The following is a 14,996-nucleotide window of genomic DNA, read 5'->3' on the forward strand; positions in this document are numbered from 1 at the left end:
ACGAGGGGCCCTGCGGGAAACCCTTTCGGCAAAAAGACTGTTGCGTACACGCCGCGCCGCGCAACACCCTCCCCCCAGGATGAGGGCGCACGCAGGCTCGCGCAGCCCGCGAACGGGCTGCTGCACGCAGGGCAGCACCCCTCAGGCCGTGGGCACCAGCAGCCTGGGAACGGCTTCGATCAAGCGCTGGGTGTAGGCGTCACGCGGACGGTTGAGCACGTCGGCGCAGGCGCCCTGCTCCACGATCTTGCCGGCCCGCATCACGGCCACGTGATCGGCGATGTACTCGACCACGCCGATGTTGTGGGTGATGAACAGGTAGGCCATGCCGGTCTCCGCTTGGAGATCACGCAGCAGATTCAGGATCTGGGCCTGGACCGACACGTCCAGCGCGGAGGTGGGCTCGTCGCACACGATCAGCCTGGGCTGCACCGCCAGGGCGCGGGCGATCGCGATGCGCTGGCGCTGGCCGCCCGAGAACTCGTGGGGATAGCGCTCCAGCGCGTCCTGCCGCAACCCCACCTGATCGGCGAGCCGCTCCAGCCGTTGGCGCCGCTCGGCGGCTCCGAGTTCGGGTTGCAGCGCCAGCACGCCCTCTTCGAGAATGTCGAAGACGCGCATGCGCGGGTTCAACGAGGCGAACGGATCCTGGAAGATGATCTGGATCTCGCGCCGTGCACGCTGCAGCGCCTCGCCGCCGAGTTCGAACAGATTCTGCCCGTTGAGCAAGGCCCGGCCTTCGAGCGTCGCCTGGCCACGCAGCAACTGGACGATGGCCTTGCCGCTGGTGGTCTTGCCGCAGCCCGATTCGCCGACCAGGGCCAGCGTCTGGCCGCTGGCGACCTGAAAGGACACGCCGTCGACCGCGTCGAAATAGCCATGAGTCCGCTGCAGCACGCCCTTGCGGATCGGAAAGCGCACCCGCAGTCCGGACACGTCGAGCAGTGGCGGTGCATTCGAGGCGGCCGCATCTCGCTGCGGGCCAGGTGCCGTCGCGGCCGCGGCCGCGGCGGCCGCCGCAGGCGCCCTGGCCTCGTGCCCCGGCGCATGCAGCACGCAACGCACCGCACGGGTGCTGGACTGCGCCCACAAATCGGGCAAGGTGGTGGCGCATTCGGGCAAGGCCTTGTCGCAGCGCGGTGCGAACCGGCAGCCGTGGAAGGTCTGGGTCAGCGGGGGCACGGTCCCCGCGATGGCGGTCAGCGCCTGGCCGCGCCGGGTGGCGTCGGGCAAGGCTCGCAGCAAGGCCTGGGCATAGGGATGCTTCGGCGCGGCGAAGAACTCCGCGGCCGGTGCCACTTCGATGATCTGGCCGGCATACATCAGCGCCACACGATGCGCCATGCCCGAGACCACCGCCAGATCGTGCGTGATCAGCAGCAGGCCCAGGCCGTGTTCGGCCTGCAGCTGTTTGAGCAAGTCCAGCACCTGCGCCTGGATGGTCACGTCCAGCGCGGTCGTGGGTTCGTCGGCGACGAGGTAGTCGGGCTCGGCCGCCAGCGTCATCGCAATCATCACGCGCTGCTTCTGGCCGCCGCTCATGCGGAACGGGTAATCGTCGAAGCGGCGCTCGGGCTCGGGGATGCCCACCTTGCGCAACCAGTCGATCGCCTTGGCGCGAGCCGCCGCACCGCGCAAGTCGGTGTGGGTCTCGATCGCCTCGATCATTTGCCGGCCGACCTTCATCACCGGGTTCAGACTGGTCGAGGGCTCCTGGAAAATCATGCCGATGCGCCCGCCGCGCACCGCCCGCATGCGCGACTCGGGCAGGGCCAGCACGTCTTCGCCGTCGACCAGGATGTCACCGGAGGCGATGTGGCCGTTGTCGGGCAGCAGACGCATCAGCGCCAGCGCCGTCATGCTCTTGCCGCAGCCGGATTCGCCGACCAGCGCGAAGGTCTCGCCCCGCTGCAAGGTCAGCCGCATGCCGTCGATGGCGCGCACCAGGCCGGCGTCGGCATCGAGCTCGACCTTGATGTCCTTGATTTCAAGCATGGGTCGCGTCCTCAGGCAGGCTTCTTCTTGGGCGTGGCCAGGCGCGGCCGGAAGCTGCGCACCCGCGGGTCGAACGCATCCCGCACACCGTCGGCGAACAAATTGGCCGCCAGCACCAGCGTGACCATGAAGGCGAAGGCCGCCGCGAACGACCACCAGACCACCGGGTCGAGGCTCATCTCGGACCGTGCCAAGTTGATCATGCCGCCGAAGCTGTTCATCGACGGATCGACCCCCACGCCCACGTAGGACAACACCGCTTCGTAGAGGATCAGCGACGAGAAGTCGAGCACCGTGACGATCAGCATCAGGTGCGCCACGTTCGGGAAAATGTGTCGCGCCATGATGCGCCACGGGCTGACGCCAAAGGCGTTGGCGGCCTGCACGTATTCAAGCTCGCGAAGCTTCAGCGTTTCGCCCCGCAGCAGGCGGCACAGGCCCGCCCAGCCGGTCAGTCCCAGCACGGCGCACAGCAGGAACAGCTTCAGGTCGGCGCGTTCGGCGCCGGTTTCGAACATGTCGGCGTGCTTGTCGAGATAGACCTGCACCATCAACACGCAGGCCGCGATCAGCAGCACGTTGGGAATCGAGGACAGCACGGTGTAGAGGTACTGGATGAGTTCATCGACCCAGCCCCGGAAGTAACCCGCCATGATGCCCAGCACCACGGCCAGCGGCAGCGTGGCGACGGTGGCCAGCGTGCCGATGACGAAGGCCGTGCGGATGCTCTTGAGGGCCTGGTAGAGCACGTCGTTGCCGGTGCGGTCGGTGCCCAGCACGTGGTAGTGGGTCATCAGCGACGCCGCCACCCCGCCCAGCAGCGCCAGCGCACCGAACGCGGCCAGGCCGGCGCGCCAGGGCGTCGCGGTCTCGCCCCGCCACACCCGGCCGGCCATGGCACGCAAAGGCATCGCTTGCTGGCGGGCCAGCAGCGCGACCAGCGCCGCCGCGGCCACCAGGCTGGCCAGGACGCCGCCCAGCCCGCCCACGGCCGCCCGCCGGGCCACGTCGGCAGCCCATTGATGCGCGGGATCGCTGAGCTGCGCGCCGCCGAACTTCAGCCGCGGCGCGGTGCGCGTGGTGATGCCGTTGATCGTCACCGAATCCTTGGTGAAGCTCACGTAGGCCAACGGCCGGGAGTAGGTGGTCTCGCGCGAGGCCACCAGCGTGGCCAGCAAGGTGTCGAGCACCGAGCGGGTGCGGGTGTCGTAGGCCACCGGCGCGTTGGCCGGGGCCCCTGGCGCCGGCGGCAGCACGCTGCGGTAGTGCAGGCTGTCCAGCAGCGTGACCAGCAGGCACGCCGTCAGCACGACGCTGGAGGCCAGCGCCGCCGGGTCGGTGAAGACCTTGCGCCAGTTGCCGCGCAGACCGCGGTTGCTGCGCACGTAGAGTCCGTAGCCCACCAGCGCGGCGAGCAGCAGCCAGACGGTGACGTCCGTCCAGAGATAAACGATTTTCGGCATCATGGAAGAGGTGGCTCCGCGTCAGCCCAGGCGCACGCGCGGGTCGGCCCAGGTGTAGGCCAGGTCGATCACGACGTAGGTCGCGATGTAGAGCAGCGAGCCGAGAAAGACCATGGTCCGGACGATGGCGAAGTCCTGCTTGCTGATCGCCTCGATCACGTAGGCGCCCAGTCCCGGCAATCCGAAGAAGCTTTCGAACACCAGGCTGCCCATGAACACATAGGGCAGGTACGACCCGGCACTGGTGATGATCGGGATCAGCGCATTGCGCAGCACATGCCGCGCCAGCACCACGAACTCGGCGAGCCCCTTGGCGCGGGCCGTGCGGACGTAGTCCTTGTTCAGTTCTTCGAGCAGCATCGCGCGGTACAGCCTCGCCTCACCGCCGACACGCGCCACCAGCGACAGCACGATCGGCAGGATCAGGAACTTCACCGCGTCCAAGCCCGACGCGTAGCCCGAAATCGGCGCCAGCCTCAGCACCCGGGAGAACACGAACTGGCCCACGATGATGTAGAAGAGGCTGGAGATCGACAGCATCACCACGCACAGCACCACGCCCCAGAAGTCGAGCTTGGTGTGGCGGAACATCACCAGCAGCACCGCGAACAGGGTCGAGAAGATGACCTGCACGACGAACAGCGGCAAGGCCAGTTGCATGCTGACCTTCATCCGCGCGCTCACTTCGTCGCCGATGTCGCCCGCGCTCTCCGAATCGGCGCGGCCGAAGTTCAGCGTGAACAGCGACACCGAGCGGTCCCAGAAGATCGTGTCGGTGAAACGCTCGCTGCCCTGCTTGGCATCGTTGACGTAGAGCGGCTTGTCGTAGCCCCGCTCGGCCTTCCACTTCTCGATCAGTTGTTGGGTCACATGCTTGCCGCCGATGTTCAGGCGCGCCATGTCGTCGGGCGTGTTGACCGTGAAGAACAAATAGAAGGTCAGCAGGTTCACGCCCAGGAGGATCAGTGCGCCGTACAGCACGCGGCGGACGAAGTAAGACAGCATCTCCGAAGTCCTTTCGCGCTCAGGCCAGCACTTCGCCGCGGGCGTTGGTGCGCTCGCGGCGGCGCAGGCTGCGCACACCCATCACGACCAGCCCCAGCACCAGCAGCGCCCCCACCACGATCGGCCACCAGATCGGGCGGTTCCAGGCCTTCTGCGCGGCAACGCGGGCGGGAATGTCCAGCCGCAGATAGCGGCCGCGGTCCTTGATCAGCACCGCCGGCTTGGAGTTCTTGACCCAGCCTTGCACCGCCGCCGACGAATACGGGAAGAAGCCGAAGCTGAGCGGCGCGTCCTCGCGCTGGATCTGCGTCATCTTGTCCAGGATGGCCTGCTTCTCCGGGCCGTTGTCCAGCGACTGCATCTTGACGAACAGCTTGTCGAACTCCGGGTTCTGGAAGTTCGAGGTGTTCTCGCCGTCGGAAATGCTCTTGGAGTTCGGGCCGTAGAACAAGGTCATGTAGTTCTCGGCGTCGGGGTAGTCGGCCAGCCAGCCGGTCCAGAAGATCTGGTGCTTGCCCTTGCGCACCTTGTCCTGGAACTGGTTGTTGTCGGTGGCACGCACTTCCAGCTGGATGTTGAGCTTGGCGAATTGCCGCACCATCCAGTCGATCTCGGGCTTGCGCTCCGGCGTGGGCGGCGCGTAGTAGTCGTAGTTCAGCACCAGCGGACGGCCGGTCTTGGCGTCGCGGCCATTGGGATAGCCGGCCTCGGCCAGCAGTTCCTTGGCTTCGGCGATCGACCGCCGCACCACCTGCCCGTTGACGATCTTGTGGGTCACCGGATTGACACCGGCCAGCGTGCCCTCGCGCGAGCCGAAGATGCCGGGCGGGATCAGGCTCATTGCCGCAATGCCGCCCTTCTTGGGAAAGACCTTGGAATACTCCTCCCAGTCGATCGCGATGTCGATCGCCTGGCGCAGCTTGCGGTTGCGCTCCTGCCGCTCCGGCGTGTCGCCCTTGCCGATCACCGGGTCGAGCATGTTGAAGCCGATCCAGTAACTGTTGACGTCCGAGTATTTCTTGAGCTGGAAGCCCTTCTCGGTGTATTCCTTGCGGATCTCGTCGGAATCTTGCATCGACACCAGGTAGTCGATGCCGGTGTCCATGCGCTCGAAAACCTCGATGTCGTAGTAGCCCTGGCGGAACTTGGCCTTCTGCGGCACGCCCTCTCGCTCGACGGTGGAGACGATCTTGTCGATGAACGGGGTCTTCTTGCCGCAGTCGTCCAGCAAGCCGGCCGCCTTGTCCTCGGGCATGCCGTGGCAGGGATAGGGCTCGCCGCGGTAGTTCGGGTTGCGCTCCATCACGATGCGCCGGTCCTGGATGTACTCGGTCATCATGTAGGGACCGGTGCCCACCGGCCAGTTGTCCAGGCTCAGGCCCGCGGCGGCCATGCCGGGCTGGGCGTAGAAGGCATCGGCTTCCCAAGGCACCGGGGCCAGGAAGGCCAGCGTCATCCAGTAGCTCCACTGCGGGTACTTGCCCTTGATACGGATGCGCAGCAGGTGGGGGTCGGGTGCGGTGGCGCCCTCCAGCGGCCAGCGCCGGAAGTCGAGGAAGGGCTTGTCCTGGCTGGCTGGGTCCAGGCCCGCGCGCAGCTTGGCGTCCTCCGCCTTGATCAGCTTGCCGTAGTCCTTCAGCCCCAGGACGTACTCGGAAAAGATGCCGAAGATCGGCGTCGTGATGCGGGTGGTGGCGTGGCGCTTGATCGCATAGACGAAGTCGTCGGCCACCATCTCGCGGGTGCCCGTGTGTTCGAAGTCCAGCGGCGTGCGGCGCTTGCCGAGTTCACCGGGCGCCATGTGGTGGTAGTAGTAATGGCCGTTGGCATCCTTGGCAAAGGCCGGATGCGGCTGGTACATCACCCCTTTCTTGATCGGGATGTCGTACACGCTCTCGGCGATCTGCTCGGCCGGGGCGTCGTCCGGCAGCACCTTGCCGTTCTTGTCGAGGTACTTGGGCTTGACCACGGCGGCGGCCGTCTTGGGCACCAGCGTGTAGGGCCGCTTCAGATAGTGGTAGCCATAGAGCGGCTCGTAGATCTGGTAGACGTAGGGCGTGTCCTGATCCCAGTACGACGCCGTCGGGTCCAGATGCCGCGGCGTGTTCTCGATGATCGAGGTGTAGAGCGTGTTGGTGGCCGCCGAGCCTTCGGGCCACGGGCTGTTGTTGCAGGCGCTCAGCGCCAGCAGCGACAGGACGCCCAGACACGCCAGCACGCATCGTCCTGCCCAGCGGCGCAGCGCCGTGACCCCACCAACCATTCGGCTATCCCCCGAGATGCGCTGCCTGCCGCGCGGATAGGCTCAGACAGCGAAGAAAACAAAACCGCCCGCCGCAACCCCGGCTTGTAACCGGGGCCGGGCGAGGCGCATGGGCGCGGATTCTATGCGCAGGGTTTGCGTGTTCAACCTAGGGTTTGCGCACCAGCTTCTGGTGTTGACAGCGAATTGAACGCCGAGTTCAACCGCGCGCCATCAGAATCACCAGCCGATGAGCACATCCCGTGCCTGAACCAGCAAATGGACCTTGCGGCCCAGGGGCATCGTGACCTTGGTCGGCACATGACCGAACGGCAGGCCGGTGAGCAGCGGCACGCGCGTCACGCCTCGCAGGTGGGCCACCATGGCCTTCAGGTCGTAGCCCCGGTCCATCGGCGACTTGCGCCAATCGCTCAGCGCGCCCAGCACCACCGCCTTCTGGGCACCGAGCACACCGGCCTGGTGCAGTTGCAGCAGCATGCGCTCGACGCGGTAGGGATGTTCGTTGACGTCCTCCACGAACAGGATGCCACCCTTCACCTTGGGCCAGTGCGGCGTGCCCAGCAGCGAGCACAGCACCGTCAGGTTGCCGCCCCACAGCAGGCCCTTGCAGTCCAATCCGTCGAAGCCCGCCTCGGTGCGAAAGCCGATCGCCTCCAGGTCGCCGCGCATGGCCTCGACGAAACAGTCCGGCGTGACCGGATCGAGTTCGTCGCGACCGAAGTCGTCGGCCGCATGCGGGCCGCACCAGGATTCGGCCCCGGTATGCGCCAGCAAGCCCATCTGCAATGCGGTCAGGTCGCTGTAGCCGACCCAGCGCGTGCCGTGGTCGACGCTGCGGGCCAGCAGCTTCCAGTCGATCTGATCGAGCAGGCGGGTCAGGCCGTAGCCGCCGCGGGTGGCCATCGCGATCGAGGGCGCCGCGGCAGCGACACGGTGGATCGCCGCCAGCCGGGTCGCGTCGTCGCCGCCGAAGCGCTGGTGCTTGGCCAGCGCGGCTTCGTCCAGGCTCGCGTCGAAGCCCAGGCTCTTGAGGCGACGCACGGCCAGGCGCAGCGGGGCGGCCTTCAGCAGCAGGCCCGAAGGCGTGTAGGCGATGAGACCGATGGGAGGGTGGCTGGGCATGGTCGATTCAAAGAGGGGGTGAAAGGTCCAGGGGCAGGGGCAGTTGGACTTCGGTCGCTTCGCCAGCGGGGATGGCCGGGTCGTCCTCGTCCGGTGCGGACGCCGGCGCCATGGCGGCCGCCGCGGCGCGATCGGCGCGGTGCTGCGCGCGCCGCTCGGCGAAGAACTCGCGCAGCACGCGGCCGCAGGCATCGGCCATCAGACCGCCCTGCACCTCGGTGTGATGGTTCAGCTGCGGCTGCTGGAAGAGATCGAGCACCGAGCCAGCCGCGCCGGTCTTCGGATCGGCGGCACCGAACACCACGCGCTTGAAGCGGGCGTGCATCAAGGCCATCGCACACATCGCGCAGGGCTCCAGCGTGACGAACAGCTCGCATTCGGGCAGACGGTAGTTCTCCAGCAGCTGTGAGGCATGGCGCAGCGCGACCAGCTCGGCGTGAGCGGTCGGGTCGTGGGTGGTGATCGGGCGGTTATAGCCGGTCGCGATCACCTGGCCTTCGCGAATGATCACCGCGCCCACCGGCACTTCACCGGCCAGCCAGGCGTTGTGGGCCTGGTCCAGCGCGATGCGCATCGCGTGCTCGTCTTGCGGGGTCCAGTCAGGCATCAAAAGGCTCGGTCATGCACTCGGACCGCACTGTAGCGGCACGTTAGGCCCGCAACGGCCACCGGGCCAGGTGCAGATGCTTGTGCTGGCCGATCAGGCTGTGGACCAGCACCAGTTCGCGCACCGTCCACGACACCGGCGCAATGGCCTGCCGGGGCACCCGCAGGTCGTCGTACAGCAGTGTGACGTGCGGCGTGAAGCGGCCTTCGGCCCGGTTCCCCAGGCCGGCCTTCTTCACCGCCGTGCTCAGCATGTGCTGGAAGGACATCAGCGCCGCCAGGCCGTGCTCGCCGCGCAGCACCAGCGGGCGATGCCGCCCGCCGCCGGAAAAGCTCTCGACCTGGTCGAAGCTCACCTCGAAGGCCGGCGCGTCCAAGCCCGCTGCCACGGCGCACGCCGCGTCGACCAGGCTCGGCGACAGTCCGGCGAAGTCACCCACGTGGTACAGCGTGATGTGCAGACGATGGGCTTCCAGCGGACGGCCCCTCAAGCGATGCTGGCTGCGCAAGTCGCGCGCCAACGCCTCGATGGCGGCCGCCGTGGCCGGGTCCGGCAACAGCGCGAAGAACAAGCGGTCACAAGGCTGCGGCGGCGCCTCTACCCCTTCCAGCGACAGTTGCTCAGGCACGGCGACGCCTCCTCATTCCCACTCGATGGTCGCAGGCGGTTTGCTCGACACGTCGTAGGTCACGCGGTTGATGCCGCGGACTTCGTTGATGATGCGGCCCGACACCTTCTTCAGCAAGGCATAGGGCAGCTCGGCCCAGTCGGCGGTCATGAAGTCGCTGGTCTGCACCGCACGCAGTGCCACCACGTAGTCGTAGGTGCGGCCGTCGCCCATCACACCCACGCTCTTGACCGGCAGGAACACGGTGAAGGCCTGGCTGGTCAGGTCGTACCAGGTCTTGCCGGTGTGCTCGTCCACCGTCTTGCGCAACTCTTCGATGAAGATGTGGTCGGCGCGGCGCAGCAAGTCGGCGTACTGCGGCTTGACCTCGCCCAGGATGCGCACGCCCAGGCCCGGTCCGGGGAACGGGTGGCGGTAGACCATGTCGTGCGGCAGGCCCAGGGCCACGCCCAGCTCGCGCACTTCATCTTTGAACAACTCGCGCAGCGGCTCCAGCAGCTTCAGGCCCAGCTGCTCGGGCAGACCGCCGACGTTGTGGTGGCTCTTGATCGTCGTGGCCTTCTTGGTCTTGGTGCCGCCGCTCTCGACCACGTCGGGGTAGATCGTGCCCTGGGCCAGGAAGGTCGCACCCTGGTGCCCACCCTCACCCGCCTTGAGCTTGGCCGCCTCGGCCTTGAAGACATCGACGAACAGGCCGCCGATGATCTTGCGCTTCTTCTCGGGGTCGGTCACGCCGGCCAGCTGGCCCAGGAACAGTTCGCTGGCGTCGACACGGATGACCTTGGCATGCAGGCGTCCGGCGAACATCTCCATCACCATGTCGCCTTCGTTCAGGCGCAGCAGGCCGTGGTCGACGAACACGCAGGTGAGCTGGTCGCCGATCGCACGATGGATCAGCGCCGCGGCCACCGACGAATCGACGCCCCCCGACAGGCCCAGGATGACCTCCTCGTCGCCGACCTGCTCGCGGATCTTCGCGACGGCCTCGTCGATGTAGTTGCCCATGATCCAGTCGCCGGCGCAGCCGCTGATCTCGCGCACGAAGCGCGTCAGCATCGCCGCGCCCTGCAGCGTGTGGGTCACCTCGGGATGGAACTGCACCGCGTAGTAGCGCTTGTCTTCGTTGGCCATGCCGGCGATCGGGCAACTGGGCGTGCTGGCCATCAGCTTGAAGCCCGGCGGCAGCGCCGTGACCTTGTCGCCGTGGCTCATCCACACCTTGAGCATGCCGTGGCCCTCGGCGGTGTCGAAGTCCTGGATGCCGTCGAGCAGCCTGGTGTGGCCGTGGGCGCGCACCTCGGCGTAGCCGAACTCGCGGTGGTCGCTCCACTCGACGGTGCCGCCCAGCTGCACCGCCATCGTCTGCATGCCGTAGCAGATGCCCAGCACCGGCACGCCCGCGTCCCACACCGCCTGCGGCGCGCGCAGCTGGTGGTCTTCGTAGGTGCTGGCGTGGCTGCCCGAGAGGATGATGCCCTTGCAACCTTGGGCCAGGAAGCCGCGGATGAACTCGTCCGAGACGTCGTTCGGATGGATCTCGCAGTACACATGCGCCTCGCGCACGCGCCGGGCGATGAGCTGGGTGACTTGCGAGCCGAAATCGAGGATCAGGATCTTGTCGTGCATGAGCGTGCGGAGCGTCAGGCCACGGCGCCGGCGGCGGCGCTGGGCGGGGTGGAAGGATGGTGACGGAAATGGCGGATGGCCAGCGCCGCCGCCAGCGCCTGCAGGCCGGCGCAGAAATAGTACGGCGCACCGATGCGCCAGTCGCCATGAGGCAGGTGGCCGACCCAGACCAGCAGCGTCGGACCGATCATCGGCGCCAGCACCGCCATCATGCTGTTGAGCGCCGACAGCGCGCCCATGATCTGGCCCTGCGAGCGATCGTCCGCGGCATTCGAGACCAGGCTCTGCATCGACGACGACGCGGCGAAGCCCAGGATGTTCATGAAGATCACCGCATACATCATCCAGCCCGCGGTGGCCGCACCCCACGCCAGATAACACAGCGACGACGAGATCAGGCCCAGCACCGCCAAGCGGCGCACCGGCCACAGCTTGAGCAGGTGGCGCATCAGGCCGCCTTGCACGATGACCGACATCAGGCCCACGGCGGCCAGCGATTCGGCGTTCTCCAGCGGCCCCCAGCCGAACTTCATCTGGGTGTAGAGCACCCAGGTACTCTGCAGCATGAACTGCGACAGCCCCGCCAGCGCGATCACGTAGACCAGCGTGCCGATCGCGCGCAGGGCACCGAGCTTGCGCATCGCCGCCACTGGATGGGCGCTGCGCCAGTCGATCGCGTGACGGCGCTCGGGCGGCAGCGACTCCGGCAGCACGAAGAAGCCATAAAGCCAGTTGGTCAGCGCCAGGCCGCCGGCGACGAAGAACGGCAGGTGCAGGTTGATCTTGCCCAGGAAGCCGCCCGTCAGCGGCCCGAGGATGAAACCCAGGCCGAACATCGCGCCCAGCATGCCGAAGTTCCTGGCCCGTTGCTCGGGCGGCGTCACGTCGGCCACGTAGGCATTGGCCACTGCGATGTTCGATTGCAGCAGGCCCGCCACCAGGCGCACCGCCACCAGCATCCACAGCGCGGTGGCCATCGCCGTCACGAGAAAGCTCAGTGCCAGCCCCGAGAAGCCCAGCAGCAGCACCGGCCGCCGTCCGAACCGGTCGGACAGCGCGCCCATCACCGGCGAACCGACGAAGTTGGCCAGCCCGAAGGCGACCGCCACCAACCGGAATGCCTGGGCCTGCTCGGTCTGGCTGTGCGTGAACGTGCCCACCAATGCCGGCAGCACCGGAATGATCAGGCCGATCGAGATCATGTCGATCAGCACCGTCAGCATGATGAAGGGCATCGCCGCGGCGCGCCGCCGGGGAGCGGGAGCGGTGGCCTGGGCGTCGGCGATGGGCATGAGGGGGTATTTCAGAACGACGGCGCCCGGCCGGAGCCGGGCGCACGCCGAGGGGGACAGGGCAGCGAGGTCATTCCGCCCGGTAGTTCGGCGCTTCCTTGGTGATCTGCACGTCGTGCACGTGGCTCTCGCGGATGCCCGCCGACGTGATTTCGACGAACTCGGCGCGCTCGCGCATGTCGTCGATGGTTGCGCAACCGCAGTAGCCCATCGACGCCTTCAGCCCGCCGGCCATCTGGTAGACGATGGAGATCATCGACCCCTTGTACGGCACCCGACCCTCGATGCCTTCGGGCACCAGTTTGTCGGCGTTGGGGTTGGCGGTCTCGTCGTTTTCCTGGAAATAGCGGTCGGCGGAGCCGTCCTTCATCGCGCCGATCGACCCCATGCCGCGGTAGCCCTTGTAGCTGCGGCCCTGGTAGAGGAAGACCTCGCCGGGCGACTCCTCGGTACCGGCGAACATGCCGCCCATCATCACCGTGCTGGCGCCGGCGGCGATCGCCTTGGCGATGTCGCCCGAGTAGCGGACGCCACCATCGGCGATCAGCGGCACGCCGCTGCCGCGCAGCGCGGTGGCCACGTTGTCGATCGCGGTGATCTGGGGTACGCCGACGCCGGCCACGATGCGGGTGGTGCAGATCGAGCCCGGGCCGATGCCAACCTTGACGCCGTCGGCGCCGGCCTCGACCAGCGCCAGCGCCGCCGCGCCGGTGGCGATGTTGCCGCCGATCACCTCGACCTGCGGGTAATTCTTCTTGACCCAGCGCACCCGCTCGATCACGCCGGCGCTGTGGCCATGCGCGGTGTCCACCACCAGCGCGTCGACGCCGGCACGCACCAGCAGTTCGACCCGCTCTTCGGTGCCCTCGCCCACGCCCACCGCCGCGCCCACGCGCAGCTTGCCCTGGGCATCGCGCGCCGCATTCGGGAAACTGGTCTGCTTGGTGATGTCCTTCACCGTGAACAGGCCGCGCAGCTCGGACGCTTCATTCAGCACCAGCACGCGTTCGAGCTTGTGCTGGTGCATCAAGGCCTTGGCCTCGGCCAGCGAGGCGCCTTCCTTGACCGTGACCAGACGCTCGCGCGGGGTCATGATCTCGCTGACCGGCGCATCGAGGCGGGTCTCGAATCGCAGGTCGCGGCCGGTGACGATGCCCACCACGCGGCCCTCGTCGACCACCGGGAAACCCGAGATGCCATGCGCGCGGGACAACTCGATCACATCGCGGACCCGAGCACCCGGCGCGATCGTGATCGGATCCTTCAGCAGGCCCGATTCATAGCGTTTGACCCGCGCGACTTCGGCCGCCTGCTGCTTGGGGCTGAGGTTCTTGTGCACGATGCCGATGCCACCCTCCTGGGCGATCGCGATCGCCAGTCGGGCTTCGGTCACGGTGTCCATCGCCGCGGAGACCAGCGGCAGATTGAGCACGATGTTGCGGGACAGCCGGGTGACCAGCGAGGTGTCGCGCGGCAACACCTGGGAGAACGCGGGCACCAACAACACGTCGTCGAAGGTGAGCGCTTTGCCTAGTAGGCGCATGGGGAAAGCTCCAGACGCAAAAGCGGATTATACGGAAGCCTCGCCTTGGCTTCGGCGGGCCCCGGCGCTCGACCCTCGACATACACTCGGCGCTCGCAGCCTGAGCCTGGTTTGCCTCCTCGCCACTCACTTCAAGCCGCCCCATGATCCGTCCGCGCCCCCTCTCGATCGCCCTGCTCTTCTGCTTGCTGGCCGGCCCTGCGCTGGCCCAGAGCAACATCTGGAAGTGGCGCGATGCCCAGGGCGGCTACCACGTCAGCGACCAGCCGCCGCCGGCCGGTGTGCCCGCGGCCAGCATCGTGGCGCAGCCCGGCGGCCAGGCCATCGTGGTGCTGCCCACCGAGGCGCCGGCCAGCGCCGCCTCGGCCGGCGACGGCACCGACAGCGCGCTCGAAGCCCGCAGGCGCAAGCTCCAGGCCGACAAGAAGGCCGCCGAGGCAGCTCGCCAACAGGCCCAAAAGGCCCAGGACGATGCCCGCCGGGCCGATGCCTGCCAGCGCGCGCAAGGCGACTTGAAGATGCTGGAAAGCGGTGCGCGCGTCGCCCGCCCCAATCCCGCGACCGGCGAACGCGAATTCCTCGACGACCAGGGCCGGATCAACGAGATCAACCGCGCCCGGGCCGCCGTCAACGACAACTGCCGCTAGGTACCCGAAGGGCCCTGCGGCATCCGCGCCGCCACGTCAACGGCGCAGTTGCCGCTCGCTGGCCTTGCGGTACCGCTGGCGGCGGGCCTCTTTCGGGTCGACCCGCAGGCCGCGCCAGACTTCCACCCGATCCGCTTCGCGCAGCACCGTCTCCAGCGGCTTGGCCTTGGTCCAGATGCCTGCGGACAGCGTGTCGTCGATGGCCAGGCCATGGCGCTGCAGCAGGCCGGACGCCCTCAGCGCGTCGGCCAGCGTGCTGCCCGGCGGCAGTTCGAGATCGACCGTGTCGACCTGCCGCGGGCCGGGGCTGTAGGCCACCTGCACTCGGATCAGGGCCGCGCGCTCAGCGTTCGCCATAGACCTGCTCCGCTCGCTTGACGAAGGAATCGACGAAGGTGTTGGCCACGCGGTCGAACACCGGGCTGAGCACGGTCTCGAGGGCGCGGCTCGAAAAGGCGTAGCGCAGGTCGAACTCGATCTTGCAGGCCACCGGGGCGTCCGGCACGCCGGCACCCAGCGGCAGGAAATCCCAGGTCCCGTCGAGCTCGGAGAACGGCCCGTCGACCAGCGCCATGTGCAGTTGCCGATCGGGCTGATGGCTGTTGCGGGTGGTGAACGCGTGGCGCACGCCGGCGTAGGCCAGGTGGATGCGGGCGGTCATGCCGGCTTCGTCGCGCTCGATGACTTCCGCCCGCTCGCACCAGGGCAGAAAGTCCGGGTAGGTGGCCACATCGGTCACGAGGCGGTACATCTCGGCAGGCGAATACCACAGCAGGACGGACTTCTTGACGTGCTTCATACAATG

The 14,996-nt window shown here is 67.6% G+C and carries 13 protein-coding genes; 1 reads left to right on the top strand and 12 read right to left on the bottom strand.

All coding sequences use genetic code 11. From position 1 onward, the window contains the following. Positions 1-141: 141 nt before the first annotated feature. The 10 genes from AC0N04_RS14395 to guaB form a co-directional block, all read right to left on the bottom strand. Positions 142-1,995, bottom strand: coding sequence for an ABC transporter ATP-binding protein (locus AC0N04_RS14395; RefSeq protein ID WP_474282815.1), 1,854 nt, complete (start codon positions 1,993-1,995; stop codon positions 142-144). Between the two features lie 11 nt (positions 1,996-2,006). Further along, a complete protein-coding gene (locus tag AC0N04_RS14400) occupies positions 2,007-3,461 on the bottom strand; it encodes an ABC transporter permease (RefSeq protein ID WP_474282817.1) in 1,455 nt (484 codons plus the stop codon). A gap of 18 nt (positions 3,462-3,479) precedes the next feature. After that, entirely contained in the window at positions 3,480-4,463 is a 984-nt protein-coding gene (locus tag AC0N04_RS14405) for an ABC transporter permease (protein WP_474282819.1), read from the bottom strand. 19 nt (positions 4,464-4,482) lie between these two features. Then, a complete protein-coding gene (locus AC0N04_RS14410; protein WP_474282822.1) occupies positions 4,483-6,726 on the bottom strand; it encodes an ABC transporter substrate-binding protein in 2,244 nt (747 codons plus the stop codon). A gap of 219 nt (positions 6,727-6,945) precedes the next feature. Next, positions 6,946-7,848, bottom strand: a complete 903-nt coding sequence (locus tag AC0N04_RS14415; RefSeq protein ID WP_474282824.1) for an LD-carboxypeptidase — start codon at positions 7,846-7,848, stop codon at positions 6,946-6,948. Between the two features lie 7 nt (positions 7,849-7,855). Then, complete coding sequence (tadA, locus tag AC0N04_RS14420) at positions 7,856-8,455, bottom strand: tRNA adenosine(34) deaminase TadA (RefSeq protein WP_474282826.1); 600 nt, start codon at positions 8,453-8,455, stop codon at positions 7,856-7,858. Positions 8,456-8,498: 43 nt separating this feature from the next. Beyond that, the gene (locus AC0N04_RS14425) at positions 8,499-9,083 is read right to left on the bottom strand and encodes a 2'-5' RNA ligase family protein (protein ID WP_474282828.1); all 585 of its coding nucleotides are present in this window, start codon (positions 9,081-9,083) and stop codon (positions 8,499-8,501) included. 12 nt (positions 9,084-9,095) lie between these two features. After that, a complete protein-coding gene (gene guaA, locus AC0N04_RS14430; RefSeq protein WP_474282830.1) occupies positions 9,096-10,709 on the bottom strand; it encodes a glutamine-hydrolyzing GMP synthase in 1,614 nt (537 codons plus the stop codon). A gap of 14 nt (positions 10,710-10,723) precedes the next feature. Further along, the gene (locus tag AC0N04_RS14435; protein ID WP_474283076.1) at positions 10,724-12,061 is read right to left on the bottom strand and encodes an MFS transporter; all 1,338 of its coding nucleotides are present in this window, start codon (positions 12,059-12,061) and stop codon (positions 10,724-10,726) included. A 10-nt stretch (positions 12,062-12,071) separates the two neighbouring features. After that, positions 12,072-13,544 carry an IMP dehydrogenase gene (guaB, locus tag AC0N04_RS14440; protein ID WP_474282833.1) on the bottom strand — a complete coding sequence of 491 codons (1,473 nt, stop codon included), beginning with the start codon at positions 13,542-13,544 and terminating at the stop codon, positions 12,072-12,074. A 143-nt stretch (positions 13,545-13,687) separates the two neighbouring features. On the opposite strand from guaB, the gene AC0N04_RS14445 reads away from it, so the two are divergent. Further along, entirely contained in the window at positions 13,688-14,191 is a 504-nt protein-coding gene (locus tag AC0N04_RS14445; RefSeq protein WP_474282835.1) for a DUF4124 domain-containing protein, read from the top strand. A gap of 36 nt (positions 14,192-14,227) precedes the next feature. Here AC0N04_RS14445 and AC0N04_RS14450 read toward each other — a convergent pair whose 3' ends face one another. Together AC0N04_RS14450 and AC0N04_RS14455 are read right to left on the bottom strand one after the other, a co-directional pair. Further along, positions 14,228-14,548: an RnfH family protein gene (locus AC0N04_RS14450; protein ID WP_474282837.1), complete on the bottom strand. Its 321-nt coding sequence runs from the start codon at positions 14,546-14,548 to the stop codon at positions 14,228-14,230. Further along, positions 14,535-14,990: a type II toxin-antitoxin system RatA family toxin gene (locus AC0N04_RS14455; protein ID WP_474282839.1), complete on the bottom strand. Its 456-nt coding sequence runs from the start codon at positions 14,988-14,990 to the stop codon at positions 14,535-14,537. The genes AC0N04_RS14450 and AC0N04_RS14455 overlap by 14 nt, the downstream gene beginning before the upstream one ends. Between the last annotated feature and the right edge of the window lie 6 nt (positions 14,991-14,996).

This window comes from Ideonella sp. sgz306126 (assembly GCF_056032705.1).

Coding starts and splice junctions, on each gene's coding strand:
- AC0N04_RS14410 (WP_474282822.1), bottom strand. CDS start 6,726: ATGGTTGGTGGGGTCACGGCGCTGCGCCGCTGGGCAGGACGATGCGTG.
- AC0N04_RS14445 (WP_474282835.1), top strand. CDS start 13,688: ATGATCCGTCCGCGCCCCCTCTCGATCGCCCTGCTCTTCTGCTTGCTG.
- AC0N04_RS14395 (WP_474282815.1), bottom strand. CDS start 1,995: ATGCTTGAAATCAAGGACATCAAGGTCGAGCTCGATGCCGACGCCGGC.
- AC0N04_RS14405 (WP_474282819.1), bottom strand. CDS start 4,463: ATGCTGTCTTACTTCGTCCGCCGCGTGCTGTACGGCGCACTGATCCTC.
- AC0N04_RS14455 (WP_474282839.1), bottom strand. CDS start 14,990: ATGAAGCACGTCAAGAAGTCCGTCCTGCTGTGGTATTCGCCTGCCGAG.
- AC0N04_RS14450 (WP_474282837.1), bottom strand. CDS start 14,548: ATGGCGAACGCTGAGCGCGCGGCCCTGATCCGAGTGCAGGTGGCCTAC.
- guaA (WP_474282830.1), bottom strand. CDS start 10,709: ATGCACGACAAGATCCTGATCCTCGATTTCGGCTCGCAAGTCACCCAG.
- AC0N04_RS14415 (WP_474282824.1), bottom strand. CDS start 7,848: ATGCCCAGCCACCCTCCCATCGGTCTCATCGCCTACACGCCTTCGGGC.
- AC0N04_RS14400 (WP_474282817.1), bottom strand. CDS start 3,461: ATGATGCCGAAAATCGTTTATCTCTGGACGGACGTCACCGTCTGGCTG.
- guaB (WP_474282833.1), bottom strand. CDS start 13,544: ATGCGCCTACTAGGCAAAGCGCTCACCTTCGACGACGTGTTGTTGGTG.
- tadA (WP_474282826.1), bottom strand. CDS start 8,455: ATGCCTGACTGGACCCCGCAAGACGAGCACGCGATGCGCATCGCGCTG.